Origin of the sequence: Paraburkholderia sp. UCT31 (genome assembly GCF_014397655.1) — a bacterium.
Taxonomy (GTDB): Bacteria; Pseudomonadota; Gammaproteobacteria; order Burkholderiales; family Burkholderiaceae; genus Paraburkholderia; species Paraburkholderia tuberum.
The window spans coordinates 71,642-94,296 of the sequence record NZ_VZQP01000022.1; the positions used below are offsets into that span (position 1 = coordinate 71,642).

A 22,655-nucleotide genomic window follows, 5' to 3' on the forward strand; every position below is an offset into this window, starting at 1 on the left:
CGTATCAAACCGCCTGCGTCGGGTGGCGCGCACCCGCGTTCGCTTCGACGGCCTGCAACACCTGCGCGGCCGCCGAGATCGCGATGACCTCGGGCGACTTGTCGACGATGCCGTCGACACCGAGCGGACACTTCATCCGCGTGATCCGCGCCGGATCGATGCCGCGAGCCGCGAGCCGATGCTCGAACTGCTTGCGCTTGGTATGCGAGCCGATCATGCCGAAGAACGCGAAGTCGCCGCGCCGCAGGATGCGCTCGGCCAGTTCGAGATCGCGCGCGTGGTTGTGCGTCATCACGACGAAGTACGTGTTCGGCGCGGCCTGATCGATCGCCTCGTCGGGTGCGTCGTTCGCGTCGATCGTCACGTTCGGCGCGTGCAGCGCATCGAGCGACGGAAACTGCGCGTCGCGCTCGTCGACCCAGCGCACCGTGCAAGGCAGTGTCGCCAGCACGCGCACGAGCGCCGCGCCGACGTGACCGGCGCCGAACAGCACGACGGCGAATTCGCCCGGCGCGATGGTTTCGGTCAGGAGCGCGCTGCTGTCGTCGAAACCGGCGCCGTCCCACAGCAGACAGTCGGCGCCGTCGATGCCGGGCTCGGGCTCGGACAGCATCACCGCATCCGGCGCGGGGCCGAATGATACGCTACGCACCGTCGATTGCCCCGCCGCGAGGCGCTTGGCGAGCGACGTGAGCCAGCCGAGATCGCCGACGTCGAGCCGCTCGAAAGCGAGGATCACGGCGCCGCCGCAGCACTGGCCGAGGCTCGGCCCCAGCGCGAAGCGTTCGAGCCGGCGCATGTGCGGCGCGCGCATGCCGTCGCGCAGCACCTGGCGCGCGGTCTCGATCGCCTTCCATTCGAGGTGGCCGCCGCCAATCGTATGCCTGGCCGCCTCGCGCGTGACGATCATCTTCGTGCCGGCTTCGCGCGGCGCCGAACCTTCGACGCGCGCGACCGTCACCAGCACGGCGGCGTCGCCATGCGCGACAAGATGTTGCAGGTCAGTGAGCCAGGCTTGCATCCGGCGATTCTCCGTGGGGGGCCGCGTGGGGCGTTTCCGCGGCGGGTTGCGTGTTTGTGTCGGTGCTATCGGGGTGCGCGGCGGCTTCGGTCGGATCTGCGGTCTGCGACGCGTTCATCGCACTCAACGTGTCCAGCGCATCGAGTATCGCCTCGGGCGTCGCCGGCGCGCGCAACGGCGGAGCATGTCGCGCGCACGGCACTGCGGCCGCGATCGCGTCGCGAATCGCGAGAAACACCGAAAACGGCAGCAGCAACGGCGGCTCGCCGACCGCCTTCGAGCGGAACACGGTCGGCTCGGCGTTGCTGTTGTCGTAGAGCCGAACGTGGAACGCGGCGGGCGTGTCGCTGACCGCGGGAATCTTGTACGTCGACGGCGCGTGCGTCATCAGGCGGCCGTCGCGGCTCCACCATAGCTCTTCAGTGGTGAGCCAGCCCATGCCCTGAATGAAGCCGCCTTCGATCTGGCCGAGATCGATCGCCGGATTGATCGACTGGCCCGCGTCGTGCAGCACGTCCGCGCGCAGGAGCTTCCACTCGCCGGTCAGCGTATCGACGACGACCTCCGACACCGCCGCACCATACGCGAAGTAATAGAACGGATGACCGGTCAGCGACTTCGCATCCCAATGCACTTTCGGCGTCGCGTAGAAGCCGTCCGACCACAACTGCACGCGCGCGAGATACGCGGCGTTGACGAGCTGTTCGAACGGCAGCGCGCCGCCGTTCACCGACACGCTGCCGCGCGCGAATTGCACGTCGTTGGCGTCGCCACCGAGCTGGCGCACCGCGAGTTCGGCGAGCCGCGCGCGGATCGTCCGCGCGGCGGCTTCGGCGGCCATGCCGTTCAGGTCGCTGCCGGTCGAGGCCGCGGTGGCCGACGTGTTGGCGATCTTCGAGGTATCGGTCGCGGTCACCCGGACGCGCGATAACGGCAAGCCGAACTGATTCGCGACCACCTGCGCGACTTTCGTGTTGAGCCCCTGGCCCATCTCGGTGCCGCCGTGATTGACGAGCACGGAGCCGTCCTTGTACACGTGCACCAGCGCGCCGGCCTGATTCAGGAACGGCACGTTGAACGAGATGCCGAACTTGACCGGCGAAAACGCGAGGCCGCGTTTGAGCACGGGACTCTTCGCATTGAATTCGGCGAGTGCCGCGCGACGCGCGCGGTAGTCACTCGAATCTAGCAGCGCGTCGGTCAGCGGCGCGATGATGTTGTCTTCGACGCGTTGTCCGTACGGCGTCGTATCCCGTTCGCCGACGCCGTAGTAATTCGCGAGCCGCACGTCGAGCGGATCGAGCCGCAGCTCGCGCGCGATGCCGTCGAGCAGCACCTCCATCACGAGCGCGCCTTGCGGTCCGCCGAAGCCGCGAAACGCGGTGTTCGACTGCGTATTGGTCTTGCAGCACAGCGCGACGATATCGACGTCGGAAAGGTAGTACGCGTTGTCGAAGTGGCACACCGCGCGCGTCGCGACCGCGCCGGACAGATCCGCGGAATAGCCGGCGCGCAATGCGATTTCGACGCGCACGCCAAGCAGGCGGCCTTGCTCGTCGAAGCCCGCTTCGTACTCGTAGACCGCATCGTGGCGCTTGCCGGTGATCAGAAAGTCGTCGTCGCGATCGGCGCGCAGCTTGACCGGGCGACGCAGGCGTTGCGCCGCAAGCGCGGCCACGCACGCGAACAGCGCCGATTGCGATTCCTTGCCGCCGAAGCCGCCGCCCATGCGCCGGCATTCGCAGACGACGTTATGCGCGGGCCAGTCGAGCATGTGCGCGACGACCTGCTGCATTTCGCTCGGATGCTGCGTCGAGCTGTAGACGAGCATGCCGTCCATTTCCTTCGGCACCGCATAGGCGATCTGGCCTTCGAGATAGAACTGCTCCTGGCCGCCGACCTCGAACCTGCCGGCAAGTCGATGCGGCGCGGCGGCGATCTTCGCGTCGGGGTCGCCGCGCCGCAGATGCAGTGGCGGCAGCACGAACTGCTTCGCGGCTTTCGCATCGGCGACGGTGAGGATCGCGTCGAGCGGCTCGTAGCGGATCACGTCGTCGCTTTTCGCGAGCGCGGCGGCGCGACGTGCGAGTTCGTGGCTCTCGGCGATCACCGCGAAGACCGGCTGGCCCAGATAGAGCACTTCGCCGTCGGCGAGGATCGGATCGTCGTGCAGCACCGGGCCGCAATTGTTTTCGCCGGGGATATCGTCGGCGCTCAGCACCGCGATCACGCCGGGCGCGTTTCTCACCGCGTCGAGATCCATCGACACGATGCGCGCATGCGCATGGCGCGACAGGCCGAGCGCCGCGTGCAGCGTGCCGTGCAGCTCGGCGATGTCGTCCGTGTAGGTCGCTTCGCCGCTCACGTGCAGCGCGGCGGATTCGTGCGGCAGCGGTACGCCGATCGACGCGTCCTCGCGTTGATCGGCACGCGCGCCCGCGGGTTCGATAAAGGCATCGGTCCGGTTCATCACGGCGACTCCTTCACGACGATTGCGTTGGCCTCGAACGCGAACGCGTTCACGTCGCAGAGCGCGAGCGGCGCGTCGTCGCGCGTTTCGAGGTAGAAGCGCCACAGCAGATTGCGCGCGACCCTCAGCCGATACGCACTCGACGCGCGCATGTCGGTGAGCGGCTGGTAGTCGGCGGCGAGCGCGTCCATCGCGCGACGGGCCGTCGGTTCGTTCCACGCCGCGCCGTTGAGCGCGGCTTCGGCATGCGCGGCCCGCTTCGGCGTCGCCGCCATGCCGCCGAACGCGACCCGCGCCGCGCGGATCGTGCCATCTTCCGCGACGTGCAGCGCAAACGCTGCGCACACCGCCGAGATGTCCTGGTCGTAACGCTTCGCCACCTTGTAGGTGCGAAACCGCAGCGCGCCGGCCGGGCGAGGCACGCGCAGCGCGCTGACGAATTCGCCTTCCGCGAGCGCGGTCTTCTGATAGCCGAGGTAGAACGCGTCGAGCGGCACGGTGCGGGTCGTGCGATCGCGGCGCAACTCGACATCGGCGCCGAGCGCGAGCAGTGCCGGCATCGAATCGCCGATCGGCGAGCCGTTCGCGACGTTGCCGCCGAGCGTGCCCGCATTGCGGATCGGCAGCGATGCGAAGCGCGTCCATAGTTCGGCGAGCTCGGGGTAGTCGGCGGTGAGCGCCGCGTACGCGGCCTCGAGCGTGACCGCGGCACCGATGGTCAGCGTTTGCGCGTCGCGCGCGATCGTCTTCAGTTCCGCGACGTTGCCGGTGTACAGCAGATCGCCGAGATCGCGGAACTGCTTGGTGACCCACAAGCCGACGTCGGTGCTGCCCGCGACGATGCGCGCGTCCGGGTGCTGCGCGCGCAGCGTCGCGAACGCGTCGAGCGTGAGCGGGGCGTGGAAGGTGGGCGAGCCGAAGGCGGCGCCGCGGGTGCCTGGCGCGCTGTATTCGAACGTGTCTTTGCGTTGCAGCGTACGCAGCGTGGCCGCGATCGCGTCGCGGTCGAGCGCGACGCGCGGATGCTGCGCGTAGTCGAACATCTTCTGCGCGGCGTCGATGATCGGCCGGTAGCCCGTGCAGCGGCACAGATTGCCGGACAGCGCGGCGTCGATTTCGTGGCGGGTCGGCAGGCCGGCGCTGACGGGCTGGTTCTCGTAGAGCGCCCACATCGACATGACGAAGCCGGGTGTGCAGAAGCCGCATTGCGAACCGTGACAGTCGACCAGCGCCTGCTGCACCGGATGCAGCGCGCCGTTCGCGGCGCGCAGGTCTTCGACGGTGAAGAGGGCGCGGCCGTCGAGTGTCGGCAGGAACTGGATGCAGGCGTTGACCGCCTTCAACGTGAGGTCGCCGCGCGCATCGAGTTCGCCGATCACGACCGTGCATGCGCCGCAGTCGCCTTCCGCGCAGCCTTCCTTGGTCCCGGTGCAGCGCAAGTCCTCGCGCAGGTGCTGCAGCACGGTGCGCGTCGCCGGCACGCCCGCGACCTCGCGGACGGACCCCTGGTGGTAGAAGCGGATGGTTTGCGTTGTCATGGCGAATCGGAAGACAGTGCGGACCGGGCGCGCGTTACGCATGGGGTCGCAAAAAGCCGGCCTCGCGCACGTAGATCGCCATCCATACCCGAAGATAGCACTACCCCGGCCCGAAAATATTTCCCGTGTCGCATGACGCTCATGCGGCGGCGGTCATGATCCCGGTACGATTCGCGCCGAGGCGAGAAGTTGCGTGCGCGGAGCGGGGACCGACAGGAACGGCGCGCGATCGCGGAACGTCGCGTAGAAAAAACGCCGGACTTCGGTGCCCGGCATGGACAACACGAAGTCCGGCGTCATTGGCGATGCGAATCGGTAAGCGTCCTGGCGGCGAGTTCGGCGCTTCAGGCGGCGTTCGAAGCTCGCTCGGCCAAGGTGCCCGCCGTCAGGACACCCGATGGCGATTGCGCACCAGGCTCAGCACCAGCGCGACGAACGCGACGATAAACGCGACGCCCGACCACATCGGCAGCGTCAGCCCGAGAATCGGCGGATAGGCGGTTTCGCACAGGCCCGCGACCTTGAACACGCTCGGCAGCCAGTGCGCGGGGGGCAGGCTGTCGACCACCGGCTGCAGTGCGTCGAAGCCGCAGCTGAAGCCAGGATTCGCCTGGATGTACACATGGCGCGCCGCGGTCGCGATGCCGGCGAGCGCCGACAGCGCCGCCATCACTTCGAGCAGGCGCACGCCGCGCCAGTGCCTGAAGCGCGCGCCGAGGAACGCGAAGATCGCGATCAGCAGGAAGAAATAGCGCTGGATGATGCACAGCGGGCACGGGTCTTCGCGCAGGCCGAACTGCAGATACAACGCACCGCCCACGAGGGCGAGGCAGATCAGGCCGAGCAGAACCAGCAGGGTGCGCTCGCGGCGCAGCATTGCGGAGTCGTTAGTCATGGATCATCGATTGGTCTGGAGACGAAAGGGCGGGTGCCCGCGATTCTAGCGCGAACCCCGGCCGCGCCACTTATTGCCTGAACGTTGGCGCCGCGGCGACCGCGCCGGGCTGCCAACCCCGGCGCGCTTTACCGGATCGCTTTCAGCACTGCCTCGGCCGCGCGGCCGATCGCGAGCAGCGCGTCGTCGGCGTGCGGTGCGCCCGCCAGCATCAGGCCGACCGGCGCGTCGCCGCGCAGATGGCACGGCAGCGACAGCGCGCAGCTATCGAGGAAGTTGAACGCGCTCGGATTGCGCAGGATCAGCGCATTGGTGCGGCCGAACGCGTCGTCGTCGTTGAGCAGGTCGGCGAGGCGCGGCGGCACGACCGGCACGGTCGGCGCGACGACCGCGTCGAAACGCTGCCACAGCGTGCGCGCGGCTTCGTCGAGCATCGCGTTGCGCTCGGCGACGAGGTCCAGATAATCGACCGCGCTGGCCGGCTGCCCCTTCATGATGCGCACGAGCACGCGCGGATCGTACTGCTCGCGATGCTTGTCGAGCAGCGGACGATGCCACGCATACGCCTCAATCGACGAAAAGCCGAAGCGGTTGATCTCCGGCAGCCGGTCGAGCGGCGCGAAGCGCACCTCGCTGACGATCGCGCCGGCCGCCTCCAGATGCTTGAGCGCGGTATCGATCGCGCGCGCGACTTCGGGCTCGACGCCGTCGGTCACGAAATTGGTCAGCACGCCGAGGCGCACACCTTCGAGCGGCCGCGCGGCCGGGATGCGCGGCTCGAGCCCGGCGAGCATCCGGTCGACCAGCGCGCAGCATGCGACCGACACGCCGATCGGCCCGAACGAATCGAGCGTCGACGACAGCGGCACGCCGCCCTGCTTCGGGATGCGCGCGGCGGTCGGCTTGAAGCCGGTCAGCCCGCACAAGGCGGCCGGGATGCGGATCGAGCCGCCGGTGTCGGTGCCGAGCGCGACCGCGGCCATGCCGTCGGCGACCGATGCGCCCGCGCCCGACGACGAGCCGCCCGAAATCCGCTCGTCGCCCTTCACGCCGCGCCGGTACGGCGACAGCGGATGGCCGTAGTGCGGATTCAGGCCGAGTCCGGAAAACGCGAACTCGCTCATGTTGGTCCGCCCGACGATCACGGCGCCGGCCCGCTTCAGACGCGCGACCGCGACCGCGTCGGCCTTCGCGGCGGGCGCGTCGGCGAGCACGACGGAGCCCGCGCGGGTCGGCTGGCCTTCGATGTCGAACAGATCCTTGACCGACACCGGAATCCCGGCGAGCGGCGACAGCACGGTGCCGGCCGCGCGCAGGCGGTCGTGCGCGTCGGCGGCGGCGCGCGCGGCGTCGGTGTCGACGTGCATGAAGACGGCGGCGCCCTGGCCGGCCGGATCGGCGATCCGGTCCAGCGCGGTTTCGACGAGCGCGCGGCTCGTCGTGCGGCCGGCGGCGAGATCGGCGGCAAGCTGGGCAAGCGGCGGGAAGGGGGCGAATTCAGTGGCCATGATGTCGGTAGAAATCCGGTTGAGCGCAGCGCGGGCGCATGAGCGAAGCAGTGCGGAGCCAAAGGGAAAGGTCCGTCCGCATTGTAGAGCAAGGTTTTGCGGCCGAGCGGCCTGCTACTGGCGGAGCGGCGTGGCACGCGAATTCGCCAGAAAGCTGGTCGGTTCGTTTGCTACACTGCGCTTTCCGGGATTACTGTTTGTAAGGAAAGCGCTCATGCACCATGGCATCGGCTTCATCCAGGATCTGGCCGTCGTGATGGCGCTGGCCGGCGTCGTCACCGTGCTGTTCCATCGCCTGAAGCAGCCGGTGGTGCTCGGCTATATCGCGGCCGGCGTGATCATCGGACCGTACACGCCGCCGTTCCAATTGATCCACGACGAACAGACGATCCAGACGCTCGGCGAGCTGGGCGTCGTGTTCCTGATGTTTTCGCTGGGCCTCGAATTCAGCCTGCGCAAGCTGTTCGAGGTCGGCGCGACGGCGATCGTCGCCGCGCTGTCCGAAATCGTGCTGATGCTGTGGATCGGCTACGAGATCGGCAGCGCGTTCGGCTGGACTCCGATGGACTCGCTGTTCCTCGGCGCGATCCTCGCGATCTCGTCGACGACGATCATCGTGAAGGCGCTGTCCGATCTCGGACTCAAACGCGAAAGCTTCGCGCAGCTCGTGTTCGGCATTCTGATCGTCGAGGACATTCTCGGTATCGCGATGCTCGTGCTGCTGACCGGCATCGCGCAGACCGGGCAGCTGTCGGCCGGGCTCGCGGCCGTCACGCTCGGCAAGCTGCTGCTGTTCATGACGGTGTCGCTGCTGGTCGGCGTGCTGCTCGTGCCGCGCGCGCTGAACTACGTCGCGCGCACGGGCAGCGACGAGATGATGCTCGTGTCCGTGCTCGGCTTCTGCTTCGGCTTCTGTCTGCTGGTCCTCAAGCTCGATTACAGCATCGCGCTCGGCGCGTTCCTGATCGGCGCGATCATGGCCGAGTCGCGTCATCTGCGTCGGATAGAGCATCTGATCGCGCCGCTGCGCGACGCGTTTTCCGCGATCTTCTTCGTGACGATCGGACTGATGCTGAACCCGGCCGTGATGCTCGACTACGGGTGGCCGATCGCCGTGATCACGCTCGCGGTGATCGTCGGCAAGATCGTGTCGTGCGGGCTCGGCACGTTTCTGTCGGGGCAGGACGCGCGCACCTCGATGCGCGTCGGCATGACCGTGTCGCAGATCGGCGAGTTCTCGTTCATCATCGCGACGCTCGGTCTGACGTTGAAGGTGACGAGCGGGTTTCTGTATCCGATCGCGGTCGCCGTGTCGGCATTGACGACGCTGACGACGCCATATCTGATCCGCGTCGCCGATCCGCTCACGCGCCGCATCGGGCAGGCGATGCCCGCCACGTTGTCCAACGTGTTCGGCATGTACGGGCAATGGCTGCGCAGTTTGATCACGGCGCGCGGCGAGCCGACGCTCATCAGCATGACGCGGCGGATCGTATTGCAGATCGCGGTGAATCTCGCGCTCGTCGCGGCCATTTTCCTGGCCGTGTCGTATAGCGCGCCGCACAGCGGCCGGCTGCTCGCGCACTGGCTCGACGACGAGCCGCTGCAACGCGTCGTGCAGTGGAGCGTCGCGCTCGTCGTTTCGCTGCCGTTTCTCGTGGCCGTGTATCGCAAGACCAAGTCGCTCGCGCTGCTGCTCGCCGAAGTCAGCGTGCAGGCGACCACCGCGGGACGCTTCACGAGCGCGCTGCGTCACGCGATCGCCGATCTCGTGCCGATCGTGTCGATGATCGGCGTGTTTCTGCTGGTGGCGGCGCTGTCGGGCAGCATCCTGCCGCCGACTGGCCTGCTCGTCGCGGTGCTCGTGTGCGCCGCGCTGCTGCTCGCGCTCGTGTGGCGCTGGTGCGTGAAGATTCATGCGTCGATGCAGATCGCGTTGCGGGAAACCTTCGAAGAGCGGCCGGATCCTTGACCCATCGGGGTCGGTGTAACGCTTCGCAACAATGTGAGCAATTGTGTGCGGGTTTGCGGGGCCTGCAGCACTGACGGATAATCAGGGCATATTCATTCGTTCCCGTGTAAGGCGCCCGTCCGACAGTCATGAGCGAAAACAAACCCGAAAACGCCGGCACGACCGGCAGTCCGCAGCCGGCCTCCTCCGCGCCGAGCAGCGCGCCGGCCGAACCGGCCGCCTCGCTTCCTCCGTCGCATGAAGATGCCATCCAGTCGGCCGCCAAAGACACGAGCCCGGCGGCCGAGGAGGCGACCGCGAGGTCGTCGACCGACGATCCGCTCAGCGCATCGTCGGTCACGCCCGAAGATCCGCGCACGGCGCGGCTGCGCGACGCGGCCGAGGCGCGCAGCGCCGCCGCCGAATCGACCGCGCGGCAGGAAGCCAAGGTGCACGAGCGCGAAGCGCGGCGCGCTGGTCCGTACGCCGGCGGCGCGACCATGGTGAAACCCGAGCCAGTCGTCAAACCGACGGCGGCCGCCGGCGAGCCGCCCGCGGGCGGCATTAGGGCCGCGGACCTCGCCACCGACGACGAAATCGCCACCGAGGCAGCCGCCGCACCCGCGGCGCGTGCGCCCGGCTCGCCGCCGCCCGGTTTCGGCGCGGCACCCGATTTCAGCGCCACGAACCCGCCGCCACCCAACGCGCTGCCGCCGTCGCCACCGCGTTATCTGAAGCAGAGCGACTCCGCGTGGAGCGTGTTCGGCCGCATCATCGCGGCGCGCGCGCGGCAGCTGTTCGATCGCGCGGGGCAGCGGATCACGCAGCGCACGCTGCGCATCGGCGTGTCGGCGCGCATCTTCCATCCGGAACCGGGCGCGAAGGGCTTGCGCGGCAAGACGCTGCAGTATCTGGAGGAGTCGGTCGCGCACTGGGTGATGTCGCGCGACGTGCTGGTGTTCATGATCCCGACCGTTGGTCATCAGGGCATGCTGCACCCGAGCAACATCCGTCTGCGCGACTATGCGAAGCATCTCGATGGCCTGCTGCTGCAAGGCGGCGCCGACGTGTCGCCGCAGACGTATGCGGAATCGGCGGCCAGCCACGAATGGCCCGGTGACCGCGTGCGCGACATGTACGAGCTCGAGCTGCTGCACGAGTTCGTCGAATCGGGCAAGCCGGTGCTCGGCGTGTGCCGCGGCTGTCAGCTGATCAATGTCGCGTTCGGCGGCACGCTATATCAGGACATCGCGACCGAAGTGCCCACCGCGAACGCCCACGTCAACGAAAACTACGATCAGCACCGGCACGGCGTGCATTTTCCGGATGGCTCGACGCTGCTGAACATGTTCCCCGGACGGCGCGACGCGATCGTCAACTCGATCCACCATCAGGCGGTAAAGACGCTGGGCCGCGATCTGAATATCGAGGCGGTGTCGGCGTCGGACGGCATCATCGAGGCCGTGCGCTACCGGCGCGCGCCGTTCGTGATGGGCGTGCAGTGGCACCCGGAGTTTCATCGCGCGGGCGGACCGGAGCTGCTCGATTGCACACCGTTGCTCGATACGTTCCTGCGGGTCGCGCGGGAGACGCGGTTTTAAGCATGGCGGGTTTGGGTTGGCGCGGCGTGCGCGGTCGAGGTTGAGTCCGCGGCGTGGTTGCGCATCGGTCCCGCGCTTTCGCTGTTTTCCGCAGCCCGACGGAGCCATTCCATCCATCTGACGCACTATCACGTTATGTGGCAGTGCGTTTTCTTCTTTCGAAATAATCAGGAGTGCGAGCTGGGTGGCGTCTTTATTTTGCGACTGTGATTTTGGATGGAGTGGTTCGCTGCGCCAACCGTCTATCTCGATTTCGAGCGTGTCCATACAGTGCCCACGAGCTTCGCGTCGCGATAAATCCGCGCGATAATCCAACGTCATTCTCGATCGGCGTGGAGCAGGCATATGAAGTACTCCTTGGTTATCCGGCGCGCTATGTTGCTCGCCGGTGTCTATGCGTTGTGGCATACGGGTGTTGCGGTGGCACAGCAGGACAGCGTGAGCGCGCCGCTGGCGGGCACGCGGCCGGCTCCAGGGGAGGTGGCGCCGCGAGAGGCTGGCCCCCAGTCCGTCGCTGAGCCCGAGGTGTCCGCGAATACGCCCGCCGCCGCGCGCGGCGACGTCGCCGATTTGATCCAGTTGATCCACGACGCGACCCTCAGCGAACTGCGCACGACCTACAACGGCAGCTACGGTGCGAGCCTGTTCTTCGATCCGCTGCGGATGACGTACTACGTCGCGTTGTTTCAGAACAAGCATTTCTGGCGCGTGATCAGGAGCGATTCGGCAGAGCGCGCGGAAGCGATCTACGCCGGTTTCGCGCAGCAGACGCAGCAACTCGCGGACGTCGAGATTCATCGCACGCGGTTGCAGGCGCAGAATGCGTATCTGCAGGGCAGCATCGCGATATCGCAGCAGCAGGCGCAACGGCTGCAGACCGATCTCGACGTCGCCCGCACGCAGCAGGCGAAGGTCGACGACCGGCAGCGGCAGACGCGCGACGAGGCGCTCGCGCTGCGCGCGGAGCGCGACAACGCGCAGGCGCAATTGCGTCAGCTTCAGAGCGCGGTCACGCGCTTGCAGCAGCAGACGGAAGCGGGTTTGCCTGCGTCGAAGTAACGGCGGCGCTCATTGCGCGAATTGTTCCGGGATTTCGGTGACGCGACGCTGCGATATGTGGTTCATCCACTCGGTGCTATTTACCGGCAGATTGTTCGACACGGTGGAGCGCGGCAGCGGCGCGACGTCGCGCAAAGACATCATGGCGAACGTCGTTACATCAGCGTATCCGTCTTCGCCGAACCGGGTACGAACGCGCGCTTCATGCGATGGGTCATTCGCGACATGCCGATTTACCGGAAGCGGATGCGTTTGCACGCGAAGCGCACGACGCGGAGGCGACGAGCGAATCGCGTCACGCGGCGTGGACGCATGTCGCGTGGCGGTGCCCTGAGGCAAAGCCACGATGCGCGCGGGTGCGGCGGCGGCCACGTCGACAGGTAATGGCGGAAGCACAGGAGCCGGTGTGACGGCCTCCGCAATCACCGGTGCCTCGGGACTCGCAACCAGATGCTGCGCACGACGCTTTTCTACCGGCGCCGGCGCATCACGACGGGGCATCAGAGCTTGCGCCGATTTCAGCATGTCGGAGGCCATATGCCGCGGCGCCGGAGGCTGATCGACGATCCACCACGCCAGCACCGCGACGCAGCCGATTACGCCGGCACTCGCCGCGACCGTTCGCCGATGCCGCACAGTGCGCCGCTGCGCGATTCGCGGCGAGCGGGCCTTGAGCGGGATTCGCATTGGACCCTGAGGCACCTTCCGTTGCATAGCGGGATGCGCCGCCGTCGCGGTATGCGACGGTTCCCCGGCAGGCTGCGTGGCGTCCGCGACGGGCGTCTCTGCCGGCCGCTTCATGTCGGTCAGCACGCCGGTCAGCACGCCGTCGATCGACACCCACTGCCCATACGACAGCAACTGCTGATCTCTGATGCACACGGTGCGCAGCAGCGCGGCATACAGCGAATCGAGCCCGGTTCGCCAGCGCTGAGCGCCGGACAGCAACGCCCAGTCGTGGCCGAACGGTTCGGGCAGGTGGTCGAGCGTACGGAGAGGGGGAAGCGCAAATGCGCCTTCGATCAGGATGAGCGGCGTGCTGGTCATCGGTTTCTTCCGGTGTTTCGGACAGGCTCACCGGTGCGGCAGTGACGGAATTTGTAGGGGGCCGATGAAGCCATCGGCAACAGAAAATCATGCCTCAAAACTACATCGTCCACCGTTCAGATGACTCCGAAAACAGGAACACCGCCGGCGCGCGCCATCCCCGCGACGCCACGCGCTTCACGCACGCTCAACCACGGCGTTCAAGCCTTCAACCGGTACACGTAGCGCAACGCGGTGATATCCACGCCGCCCATCTGATCGGGCTCCGCGCCGACCAACTGCCAGCCGTGTCGCTCGTAAAAGCCGATCGCCGCCGTATTGCCCTCGAGCACGTACAGATACAGCTGTGCCTCGCCTTGCGCGCGCGTCCAGTCTACGGCTGCGTGCATCAGTGTTTTGCCGACGCCGATGCCCTGATAACCGGGCAGCGCATGCAGGTTGTCGAGCAGCACGCCCCACGCGGACTCGGGCTGGCGCTCGACACACACGAAGCCGGCCGGCTCGCCGGCCAGCTCGGCGATCAGCACGATGCGGCGCTCGCCGCCCGGCGCGCCGAGACGTGCTTCCCAATAGGCGGCGCGTTCGCGCGTGACTTCGCCGTCGAGGAACGCGTCGGGCAACAGACCGCGATAGGTCGCCTGCCAACTGGCGCTGTGGATCGACGCAATCAGCGTGGCGTCCTCGAGTGTGGCGGGGCGCAGGGAAAGAGCAGGGGTGGTTCGCATCGGCGTAATCGACTGAATGGCCTCGCGCGGACAGTCTACGGCCGCCCGCGGGTGTCGCGCGTAAGCAAACTGTATGCGTTTCGCGTCGACCCTATCAGCAGTAACATTACGTGGCATCGGCCCGACATCGAGCTCAGCGTTTACCCTCATATCGAATGAGCGCCGTGAGCAGCAGAATGCGGCGCCCGCGGGCGCACTTTGCTTATACCTGTGCGTCCGCCTGCGGCATCCGCTTGCCAAATGCAGTGGATCGTTTCAACTGCCCGCTCGTCACCGTCCGCGTCGATCCGTCCGACAGGGCGGCGGGCCTATCCGAGAGTGTCATGTCTACAGCGACCCACGCCGCTTCCCCCACCGAAGAATCCAAGGTCAAGACAGTGTTCCGCGTTGTCAGCGGCAACTTTCTTGAAATGTACGACTTCATGGTCTATGGCTACTACGCTTCCGCGATCGCCAAGACCTACTTTCCTGGCGGCAGCGATTTCGCGTCGCTGATGCTGTCGCTGTCCGTGTTCGGCGCGGGCTTCCTGATGCGTCCGCTCGGCGCGATCGTGCTCGGCGCCTACATCGACCATCACGGCCGTCGCAAAGGCCTGATCCTCACACTGAGCCTGATGGCGCTCGGCACGCTGACGGTCGCGACGATACCGGGCTACGCGACCATCGGGCTCGTGGCGCCCGTGCTGGTGCTGCTCGGCCGGCTGCTGCAAGGCTTCTCCGCCGGCGCTGAGCTCGGCGGCGTGTCGGTGTATCTGTCGGAGATCGCGACGAAGGGCAACAAGGGCTTCTATTGCTCGTGGCAGTCGGGCAGCCAGCAGGTCGCGGTGGTATTCGCCGCGCTGATCGGCGTGATGCTCAACAAGATTCTGCCCGCCGAGCAGATGTTCGCGTGGGGCTGGCGCGTGCCGTTCCTGATCGGCTGTCTGATCGTGCCGTTCCTGTTCATCATCCGCCGCTCGCTGCAGGAAACCGAGGAGTTCACGGCGCGCAAGCATCGTCCGAGCATGGGCGAGATCCTGAAGTCGATGCTCGCGAACTACCCGATCGTGCTGGGCGGCATGGGCATGGTCGTCATGACGACCGTGTCGTTCTACATGATCACCGCTTACACGCCGACCTTCGGCAGGGAAGTGCTGAAGCTGTCGGCGATCGACGCGCTCGTCGTCACCGTCTGCGTCGGTATCTCGAATCTGATCTGGCTGCCGTTGTCCGGCGCGTTGTCGGACCGCATCGGCCGCCGTCCGGTGCTGCTCGCGTTCACGATCCTGACGATCCTCACCGCGTATCCGGCGCTGCAATGGCTCGTCGCCGAACCGTCGTTCGCGCGTCTGCTCGCCGTGCAGCTGTGGTTGTCGTTCCTGTACGGCTGCTACAACGGCGCGATGGTCGTCGCGCTGACCGAAGTGATGCCGGTCGAAGTGCGAACCGCTGGCTTCTCGCTAGCGTACAGTCTCGCGACGACGATCGGCGGCTTCACGCCGGCCATCGCCACGCTGCTGATCCACGTGACCAGCAACAAGGCGGCGCCGGGCCTGGTCCTCGGCGTGGCGGCAATCTGCGGTCTGCTCGCGACGCTGTTCCTGTATCGCACGCCTGAGTCACGCAATCAGTATCGGGCGGCCTGACGGTTCACTTCGTGTTCTGAAAACAAAAGACCCCGCGCTAGCGGGGTCTTTTGTTTGCGGCGCGTGGTCTGTGGCTACCCGTGCCGCAATTCGTTAGCGACCACCTCGACGACTTCATCCCACGCGCCCGGCCGCGGCTGACGCACGAGCGTCGCGCCGGGATACCACGGGCTGCGCGTGTCGCCGTCGAACCAGCGCCAGTCGGCGGCGAACGGCAGCATCAGCCACAGCGGCTTGCGCAGCGCGCCCGCGAGGTGCGCGATCGACGTGTCGATCGACACCACCGCGTCGAGCCGCTCGATGATCGCCGCGGTATCCGCGAAATCATCGATACGGTGGTCGAAGCGATGGATCGCGGCCGCGCGCGGATGCGCGTCGAGCGCCGCGCGGTCGTCCTCGGACAGATCGGGCTGCAACACGATCCAGTCGATGCCATCCAGTGCGAACAGCGGCTCCAGCGCGGCGAGCGGCATCGTGCGGGTTTCGTTGCGCTGGATGCGCCCCGACCATGCGAGCCCGATCTTGCGCTTCGCCTGACCGCCGAGCGAGCCGCGCCATTTGCGGCCATAGGCCGGCGGCACGCTCAGATAGGGCGTGCGCGCGTCAATCGTGTCGTAGCGCGTGCCGAGCGCCAGCGGCAGGCTCAAGAGCGGAATTTGCAGATCGGCGGCGGGGCGCGGCTGGCCCTGCGCGATCAGCGAGACGCGCCATGCCTGCGCGACGGGCGCGAAGAGCGGCACCAACTGCGGCTGCACTTCCAGCACGACGCGCGCGGCGCGAAGCGCTGCGAGCGGCACGAAGCGCACGAACTGCAGCGTGTCGCCGAAACCCTGTTCGGCATGGATCAGCAGCGTGTATTTTTCGATCGACTCGCCGTGCCAGCGCGGCAACGTCTGGATCACCGGTTGCGCGACGGTTTGCAAGCGCCATTCGTATTCGGGCAGCCCGCGCTCGAAGTCGCGCATCGCGAGCCACGCGAGCGCACGGTTCATATGCGCGGACGCGAGATCCGGGCGCAGCCGCAACGCCTGATCGAGCGCGCGCACCGCGGCCGCGTGCGCGCCGAGCGCCTGGTGCGCGGTGCCGAGCGCAAGCCACGCGAGCGCGAATTGCGGATCGAGCCCGACCGCGCGCTCCAGATACGGCAGCGCCTGTTCGGCACGGCCGAGCGCCGCGAGCGCGTTGCCCATGCCATAGATCGCGGGCGGCAGATTCGGCTGCAGACGCAGCGCCGCTTCAAATGACGCGACTGCCCGCGCATGGCGGCCGGTCGCATCGAACGTATTCGCGAGATTGAAGTGCGCCGCGACGAAGCGCGGCTCGGCGGCGAGCGCGGCCTCGAAGCAGGGCACCGCCTCGTTCGGTCGATCGAGCGCGTTCAGCGACATGCCCATGTTGTTCAGCGCGCCCGCGTGACCGGGGCGCAGCTCGAGCGCGCGCCGGAACGACGCGATCGCGTCCGCGTGACGGCCGAGCGCGTGCAGCGCGTTGCCGAGATTGTTGTGCGACGACGCGTCGTTCGGCTGCAGGCGCAGCGAACGTTCGAACGCATCGGCGGCGTCTTCGTGACGGCCTTGCGACGCGTACGCGTTGCCGAGGTTGTAGTGCGCCATCGGGAAGGTCGGCGCGAGCGTCAGCGCGTTGCGGAACTGCTCGATCGCGGCGTCGATCTGGCCGAGCGCCTTCAGCGCATTGCCGAGGTTCAGCTGCAGCGCCGCGTCTTCGGGGCGCAGATCGACCGCGCGCCGCACCAGCGCCGCGGCTTCTGCGTGCTGGCCCTGCTGGTGGCGCAGCACGCCGAGCAGATGCAGCGCGTCGACGTGGCTGGGGTCGTGGTCGAGCGTGGCGCGGTAGCCGCGTTCGGCGTCGTCGAGGCGGCCGTCACGATGCGCCGCGAACGCGCGGTCAAATACAGGTTGCATGACGGGGAGGGCATTTGGATCAATCAGACTGAGGGCGCATTTTCCCATACTTGCGCAAGCGGCCCGGATTTGCGCGGAGCGTGAGTTCATGGGCAACGACGGATGGAACCCCCGCGTGCCCCGTCTTGCCGACGCGCGATTGATGCAGCGCACCCGTGTGCGCAAGAGCGGCGGCGTACACTAGGGTCTGTTTGCATATGGAACGCATTGTTGCCTCCGGAGTTCCGCATGGACGCTGCCGCCTACGACGCGTCGCCGGTGCTGATCGTCGGGGCCGGTCCCACCGGACTTGCCGCAGCGATGAGTCTCGCGCGCGCCCACATCCCCGTGCGCCTGATCGACAAGGCGCCCCAGCCGAACCCTTACTCGCGCGCGATCGGCATTCAGGCACGCACGCTCGAACTGCTCGAGCAGCATCGACTGGTCGAACCGTTTCTCGAGCTCGGCCATCGCGCTCGCGTGGCGAATCTGTCTTCGAACGGCATGCGGCTTGCGCAGCTCGATTTCGACCCGTTGCACACGCGCTATCCCTATCTGCTGTTTCTCGACCAGTCGGTGACCGAGCGGCTCCTGACCGAGCATCTGGCGACGCTCGGCGTGAAGGTCGAGCGCGGCGTCGAGCTCGTGGCGTTCATGCAAGGCTCCGCGAGCGTTCAGGCGACCTTGCGCCGCGCGGACGGCCGCACGGAAGCCATGCGCCCGTCGTATCTGATCGCGGCCGATGGCGCGCACAGTTCGATTCGCCATCGCCTCGACCTGAACTTCGAGGGCAAGACCTTCGACCAGACCTTTCTGCTCGCCGACCTGCATGCCGAGACCGACTGGCCCGACGACGAGTTCCATATCTTCGCGTCGGGCGACGGTCTCGTCGCGCTGTTTCCGATGGGCCACGGCCGCCATCGTCTGATCGCCGATCATGCGGTCGAGCCGTCCGGCAGCGCCGCGCCGCCGGCCCCCGCGGTGCTCGGCGAGCCGCCGCTGGAGCGGGCGCCGGCGCCGTCGCTCGAACAATGCAAGGCGCTGATCGCGCGACGCGTGCGCGAGCGCGTCGACGTGTCGGAGCTGGCGTGGTCGGCGTACTTCCACGTGAACAGCCGGATGGTCGACCGGCTGCGCGTGGGCCGCATCTTCCTCGCCGGCGATGCCGCGCACGTACACAGTCCCGCGGCCGCACAAGGCATGAACACCGGCATCCAGGAAGCGCTCAATCTCGGCTGGAAGCTCGCGCGCGTGATCGGCGGCGCGGCGCCGGATCGTCTGCTCGACACGTATCACGCCGAACGACATCCGATCGAGCGCGAGGTGCTGCGGCAGACCGGTTTCATCACGCAGATGGCCGAGGCCGATCACGGACCGATGAAGCTGCTGCGCGAGCGCGTGATGCCGGTGCTGGCCACGTTCGGTCCGCTGCGCGATGCCGCACGCGCGACGATCAGCGAGCTGTCGATCCAGTACCGGCGCAGTCCGCTGACGCTCGAACGCGTGCTCGACGGCGGCCCGCGCGCGGGCGAGCGCGCACCCGATGCGCTCGTGCACGTCGTCGACGGTCCGCTCGGGCGCGCGCCGGGCGTCGGCTGCATTTTCGATCTGCACGATCCGGCGTTCTTCTCGCTGTTTCTGCTGTTGCCGCCGCTGCCCGTCGATGGCACGCCGCTCGATCCCGCCGCCAAACATGCGCCGCCGCCGGACCCCGAAGTGGAAAAGCTCGCCGCCGAGGTCGAGCGGCTGCTGCCGAACGCGGTGCGGATCTGGCGCGTCACCGATACGAGCGGCGACGGCGGCCCGGCGTTGTCCGAATCGTATGGGCGCACGCGGCCGTCGTTTTATCTGGTGCGGCCCGACGGCTACATCAGCGCGCGCGGACGCACCGGCTCGGACCTGCACGGTCTCGTACGGCACTGCGAAGCGTGGTTTACGGTTGGGGGAGAGATCTCGGAACAGGCGACGTTGTGATTGGCGCCGCCTGTTGCGTGGTATGGGCACGCACGCGGCAGCGGATCGCGCCGCCGCGCCTGGTTGATTGGGGAAACCGCCCGAGCCTAAGCCGCCGGCGCCTGGGCCGGCGCCGGCGTCAACTTCTCGCGATACCTGACGATGGCCTCGCGCGTGAAGTCCGATAGCGCGATGTCATACGTGTCCGGCGCTTCGTCGAGCGTCGCGAGCAGCGCGCGCCGCATGCGCGGCTCCCAGAAGCGGCGGATGTGTTCGGCGACGCCGGTCAGCGCTTCCTCGTGGTCGGGCATCGACTCGAAGAAGTCGCCGATCCGGTTCGCCATGTCGATCAGATTCCGATTGTCCATGGCTCGCCTCACTTGCCCGCGGTGACTGCCGCGGCCGCATTGGCCGGCTCGCGCTGCTTCAGCAGTTCGAGCTGTTCGCTATTGAAGCGCGAATAGTCCTTCTGCCATTGCGACGGCTGCTCGACCGGCATCACCTGCACCGCGGTCACCTTGTATTCGGGGCAGTTGGTCGCCCAGTCGGAGCTGTCGGTCGTGATCACGTTCGCGCCCGATTCGGGGAAGTGGAACGTCGTATAGACGACGCCCGGCTGCATCCGCTCCGTCACCTTCGCGCGCAACACGGTCTGCCCCGCGCGCGATTCGATGCCGACCCAGTCGCCGGTTTTGATGCCGCGTTCCTCGGCATCGTGCGGATGCAGTTCGAGCCGGTCTTCGTCATGCCAGCGAGAATTCTCGGTTCGGCGCGTCTGCGCGCCGACGTTGTACTGCGACAGAATGCGCCCGGTCGTCAGCAGCAACGGATACTTGCGCGTGACCTTCTCCGGCGATGCGATGAACTTCGTGATCACGAACCTGCCCTTGCCGCGCACGAAGGTGTCGACGTGCATGGTCGGCGTGCCGTCGGGCGCGTCCTCGTTGCATGGCCACTGGATGCTGCCCATTTCGTCGATCTTCTGGTACGACACGCCGTGGAAGGTCGGTGTGAGCCGCGCGATTTCGTCCATGATCTCGGACGGATGCGTGTAGTCCATCTCGTAGCCGAGCGCGCGCGACAGCAACTGCGTGACTTCCCAGTCCGCGTAGCCGCCGAGCGGCGGCATCACCTTGCGCACGCGCGAGATGCGGCGCTCGGCATTGGTGAACGTGCCGTCCTTTTCGAGGAACGACGAGCCGGGTAGCAGCACGTGTGCATACTTGGCGGTCTCGTTCAGGAAGATGTCCTGCACGACGATGCATTCCATCGACGACAGCGCCGCCGCCACATGATGCGTGTTCGGGTCCGACTGCACGATGTCCTCGCCCTGGCAGTACAGACCCTTGAAACTGCCGTGCAGCGCGGCGTCGAACATGTTCGGAATGCGCAGGCCAGGTTCCGGTTGCAGTGTGACGGCCCAGGCGTTTTCGAACTGCGTGCGCACGAGCGGATCGCCGATGTGACGATAGCCGGGCAGCTCGTGCGGGAACGAGCCCATGTCGCACGAACCCTGCACGTTGTTCTGGCCGCGCAGCGGATTCACGCCGACACCTTCGCGGCCGATGTTGCCGGTCGCCATCGCCAGGTTCGCGATGCCGATCACCATCGTCGAGCCTTGCGCGTGTTCGGTGACGCCGAGGCCGTAGTAGATCGCGGCGTTGCCGGCGCTCGCGTAGATGCGCGCGGCTTCGCGTACCTGTTGCGCGGGCACGCCGGTCGCCGCTTCGGTCGCTTCCGGCGAGTTCTCCGGCAGCGCGACGAAATCGCGCCACTGTTCGAACGCGCGGGTTTCGCAGCGCTCGGCCACAAACGCTGCGTCGAGCAGGCCTTCGGTGACGATCACATGCGCGAGCGCGTTGACGATCGCGACGTTGGTGCCGGGCCGCAATTGCAGATGGTGCGACGCCTTCACGTGCGGCGTATCGACGATGTCGATCCGGCGCGGATCGACGACGATCAGCTTCGCACCCTCGCGCACGCGGCGCTTCAGGCGCGAGGCGAACACCGGGTGGCCATCGGTCGGATTCGCGCCGATCACCATGATCACGTCGGCTTTGTCGACGGAGGCGAACGTCTGCGTGCCGGCCGATTCGCCGAGCGTCGTCTTCAGACCATAGCCGGTCGGCGAGTGGCAGACGCGCGCGCAGGTGTCGACGTTGTTGTTACCGAACGCGGCGCGCACGAGCTTCTGCACGAGGTAAGTCTCTTCGTTCGTGCAGCGCGACGACGTGATGCCGCCGATCGAATCGCGCCCATGCTTCGCCTGGATGCGACGGAATTCCGATGCCGCGTACGAGATCGCTTCGTCCCAGCTGACTTCGCGCCACGGGTCGGTGATCGTCGCGCGGATCATCGGCTTTTTGATGCGGTCCTTGTGCGTCGCGTAGCCCCACGCGAAGCGGCCCTTCACGCATGCATGACCTTCGTTGGCCTGGCCGTTCTTGTGCGGCACCATCCGCACGACCTGGTTGCCCTTCATCTCTGCCTTGAACGAGCAGCCGACGCCGCAATAGGCACAGGTGGTGACGACCGAGTGCTCGGGCTGGCCGAGCATCACGACGGACTTTTCCTGCAAGGTCGCGGTCGGGCACGCGGCCACGCAGGCGCCGCACGACACGCACTCCGATTCCATGAACGGCTGGTTCTCGCTGGCCGCGACGCGAGATTCGAAGCCGCGTCCGGTGATCGTCAGCGCGAACGTGCCCTGGGTTTCCTCGCACGCGCGCACGCAGCGATTGCAGACGATGCACTTCGCCGGGTCGTACGTGAAGTACGGATTCGATTCGTCCTTCTGGTCCTTCAGATGATTCGCGCCGTCGAAGCCGTAGCGCACTTCGCGCAGGCCGGTCACGCCCGCCATGTCCTGCAGTTCGCAGTCGCCGTTGGCGGGGCAGGTCAGGCAATCGAGCGGATGGTCGGAGATGTACAGCTCCATCACGTTGCGACGCAGCGACTGCAGACGGTCGGTCTGCGTGCGCACCTTCATGCCGGCTTCGACCGGTGTCGTGCACGAGGCCGGATAGCCGCGCCGTCCTTCGATTTCGACGAGACACAGGCGGCATGAGCCGAACGGTTCGAGCGAATCGGTCGCGCACAGCTTCGGCACGTTGACGCCAGCTTCAGCCGCCGCGCGCATCACCGACGTGCCCGCCGGTACGGTCACCGCCTGGCCGTCGATTTCGAGCGTCACGTCGACGTCCGAGTGGCGGGCGGGGGTGCCGTAGTCGGTGTCGTCGGCGAACGCGTTGGCGGCGCGTGCCTGGGCTTGCGACTTGCACGCGCAGTTGCCTGAGCCGCAGCCGCCCCCCAGGGGGACTTCCTTCGGGGCGCCGGCAGGGGAGTTGAACTGGTCGGACAT

Annotated in this window: 15 protein-coding genes; 5 read left to right on the forward strand and 10 right to left on the reverse strand. The window is 67.2% G+C overall.

What is annotated here, in order from left to right:
• Positions 1–4: 4 nt before the first annotated feature.
• From xdhC to F6X40_RS19940, 5 genes are all read right to left on the reverse strand, one after another.
• Positions 5–1,021, reverse strand: a complete 1,017-nt coding sequence (xdhC, locus tag F6X40_RS19920) for a xanthine dehydrogenase accessory protein XdhC (RefSeq protein WP_187617137.1) — start codon at positions 1,019–1,021, stop codon at positions 5–7.
• Positions 1,002–3,491, reverse strand: coding sequence for a xanthine dehydrogenase molybdopterin binding subunit (gene xdhB / locus F6X40_RS19925; RefSeq protein WP_187628948.1), 2,490 nt, complete (start codon positions 3,489–3,491; stop codon positions 1,002–1,004). Before xdhB ends, xdhC begins: the two co-directional genes overlap by 20 nt.
• On the reverse strand, positions 3,491–5,029 hold the full coding sequence (gene xdhA / locus F6X40_RS19930; protein WP_187628949.1) for a xanthine dehydrogenase small subunit: 1,539 nt from the start codon (positions 5,027–5,029) through the stop codon (positions 3,491–3,493). The genes xdhB and xdhA overlap by 1 nt, the downstream gene beginning before the upstream one ends.
• A gap of 385 nt (positions 5,030–5,414) precedes the next feature.
• Positions 5,415–5,924: a disulfide bond formation protein B gene (locus tag F6X40_RS19935; RefSeq protein WP_184070759.1), complete on the reverse strand. Its 510-nt coding sequence runs from the start codon at positions 5,922–5,924 to the stop codon at positions 5,415–5,417.
• A 128-nt stretch (positions 5,925–6,052) separates the two neighbouring features.
• Positions 6,053–7,432, reverse strand: coding sequence for an amidase (locus F6X40_RS19940; protein ID WP_184070757.1), 1,380 nt, complete (start codon positions 7,430–7,432; stop codon positions 6,053–6,055).
• A 214-nt stretch (positions 7,433–7,646) separates the two neighbouring features.
• Here F6X40_RS19940 and F6X40_RS19945 point away from each other — a divergent pair, with 214 nt between their 5' ends.
• From F6X40_RS19945 to F6X40_RS19955, 3 genes are all read left to right on the forward strand, one after another.
• A complete protein-coding gene (locus tag F6X40_RS19945) occupies positions 7,647–9,404 on the forward strand; it encodes a cation:proton antiporter (protein ID WP_187628950.1) in 1,758 nt (585 codons plus the stop codon).
• Between the two features lie 128 nt (positions 9,405–9,532).
• A complete protein-coding gene (locus F6X40_RS19950; RefSeq protein ID WP_187628951.1) occupies positions 9,533–10,984 on the forward strand; it encodes a gamma-glutamyl-gamma-aminobutyrate hydrolase family protein in 1,452 nt (483 codons plus the stop codon).
• 345 nt (positions 10,985–11,329) lie between these two features.
• Complete coding sequence (locus F6X40_RS19955) at positions 11,330–12,043, forward strand: DUF2968 domain-containing protein (RefSeq protein WP_187628952.1); 714 nt, start codon at positions 11,330–11,332, stop codon at positions 12,041–12,043.
• Between the two features lie 9 nt (positions 12,044–12,052).
• Here F6X40_RS19955 and F6X40_RS19960 read toward each other — a convergent pair whose 3' ends face one another.
• Both F6X40_RS19960 and F6X40_RS19965 read right to left on the reverse strand, forming a co-directional pair.
• Positions 12,053–13,090, reverse strand: coding sequence for a hypothetical protein (locus F6X40_RS19960; RefSeq protein WP_187628953.1), 1,038 nt, complete (start codon positions 13,088–13,090; stop codon positions 12,053–12,055).
• Positions 13,091–13,290: 200 nt separating this feature from the next.
• On the reverse strand, positions 13,291–13,815 hold the full coding sequence (locus F6X40_RS19965) for a GNAT family N-acetyltransferase (RefSeq protein WP_187628954.1): 525 nt from the start codon (positions 13,813–13,815) through the stop codon (positions 13,291–13,293).
• Between the two features lie 323 nt (positions 13,816–14,138).
• Here F6X40_RS19965 and F6X40_RS19970 point away from each other — a divergent pair, with 323 nt between their 5' ends.
• On the forward strand, positions 14,139–15,440 hold the full coding sequence (locus tag F6X40_RS19970; protein ID WP_187628955.1) for an MFS transporter: 1,302 nt from the start codon (positions 14,139–14,141) through the stop codon (positions 15,438–15,440).
• A gap of 74 nt (positions 15,441–15,514) precedes the next feature.
• Here the strand turns inward: F6X40_RS19970 and F6X40_RS19975 are convergent, their stop codons facing one another.
• Positions 15,515–17,362 carry a tetratricopeptide repeat protein gene (locus F6X40_RS19975; protein WP_187628956.1) on the reverse strand — a complete coding sequence of 616 codons (1,848 nt, stop codon included), beginning with the start codon at positions 17,360–17,362 and terminating at the stop codon, positions 15,515–15,517.
• Between the two features lie 228 nt (positions 17,363–17,590).
• Between F6X40_RS19975 and F6X40_RS19980 the strand changes: the two genes are divergently transcribed.
• Complete coding sequence (locus F6X40_RS19980) at positions 17,591–19,315, forward strand: FAD-dependent monooxygenase (RefSeq protein WP_187628957.1); 1,725 nt, start codon at positions 17,591–17,593, stop codon at positions 19,313–19,315.
• Positions 19,316–19,401: 86 nt separating this feature from the next.
• Here F6X40_RS19980 and F6X40_RS19985 read toward each other — a convergent pair whose 3' ends face one another.
• On the reverse strand, positions 19,402–19,662 hold the full coding sequence (locus F6X40_RS19985) for a formate dehydrogenase subunit delta (protein ID WP_184027626.1): 261 nt from the start codon (positions 19,660–19,662) through the stop codon (positions 19,402–19,404).
• Between the two features lie 8 nt (positions 19,663–19,670).
• Positions 19,671–22,655, reverse strand: a complete 2,985-nt coding sequence (gene fdhF, locus F6X40_RS19990; RefSeq protein WP_187628958.1) for a formate dehydrogenase subunit alpha — start codon at positions 22,653–22,655, stop codon at positions 19,671–19,673.

What these genes read in the sequence shown, in the direction of transcription:
- xdhC (WP_187617137.1), bottom strand. Translation starts at nt 1,021, where the DNA reads ATGCAAGCCTGGCTCACTGACCTGCAACATCTTGTCGCGCATGGCGAC.
- xdhB (WP_187628948.1), bottom strand. Translation starts at nt 3,491, where the DNA reads ATGAACCGGACCGATGCCTTTATCGAACCCGCGGGCGCGCGTGCCGAT.
- xdhA (WP_187628949.1), bottom strand. Translation starts at nt 5,029, where the DNA reads ATGACAACGCAAACCATCCGCTTCTACCACCAGGGGTCCGTCCGCGAG.
- F6X40_RS19935 (WP_184070759.1), bottom strand. Translation starts at nt 5,924, where the DNA reads ATGACTAACGACTCCGCAATGCTGCGCCGCGAGCGCACCCTGCTGGTT.
- F6X40_RS19940 (WP_184070757.1), bottom strand. Translation starts at nt 7,432, where the DNA reads ATGGCCACTGAATTCGCCCCCTTCCCGCCGCTTGCCCAGCTTGCCGCC.
- F6X40_RS19945 (WP_187628950.1), top strand. Translation starts at nt 7,647, where the DNA reads ATGCACCATGGCATCGGCTTCATCCAGGATCTGGCCGTCGTGATGGCG.
- F6X40_RS19950 (WP_187628951.1), top strand. Translation starts at nt 9,533, where the DNA reads ATGAGCGAAAACAAACCCGAAAACGCCGGCACGACCGGCAGTCCGCAG.
- F6X40_RS19955 (WP_187628952.1), top strand. Translation starts at nt 11,330, where the DNA reads ATGAAGTACTCCTTGGTTATCCGGCGCGCTATGTTGCTCGCCGGTGTC.
- F6X40_RS19960 (WP_187628953.1), bottom strand. Translation starts at nt 13,090, where the DNA reads ATGACCAGCACGCCGCTCATCCTGATCGAAGGCGCATTTGCGCTTCCC.
- F6X40_RS19965 (WP_187628954.1), bottom strand. Translation starts at nt 13,815, where the DNA reads ATGCGAACCACCCCTGCTCTTTCCCTGCGCCCCGCCACACTCGAGGAC.
- F6X40_RS19970 (WP_187628955.1), top strand. Translation starts at nt 14,139, where the DNA reads ATGTCTACAGCGACCCACGCCGCTTCCCCCACCGAAGAATCCAAGGTC.
- F6X40_RS19975 (WP_187628956.1), bottom strand. Translation starts at nt 17,362, where the DNA reads ATGCAACCTGTATTTGACCGCGCGTTCGCGGCGCATCGTGACGGCCGC.
- F6X40_RS19980 (WP_187628957.1), top strand. Translation starts at nt 17,591, where the DNA reads ATGGACGCTGCCGCCTACGACGCGTCGCCGGTGCTGATCGTCGGGGCC.
- F6X40_RS19985 (WP_184027626.1), bottom strand. Translation starts at nt 19,662, where the DNA reads ATGGACAATCGGAATCTGATCGACATGGCGAACCGGATCGGCGACTTC.
- fdhF (WP_187628958.1), bottom strand. Translation starts at nt 22,655, where the DNA reads ATGTCCGACCAGTTCAACTCCCCTGCCGGCGCCCCGAAGGAAGTCCCC.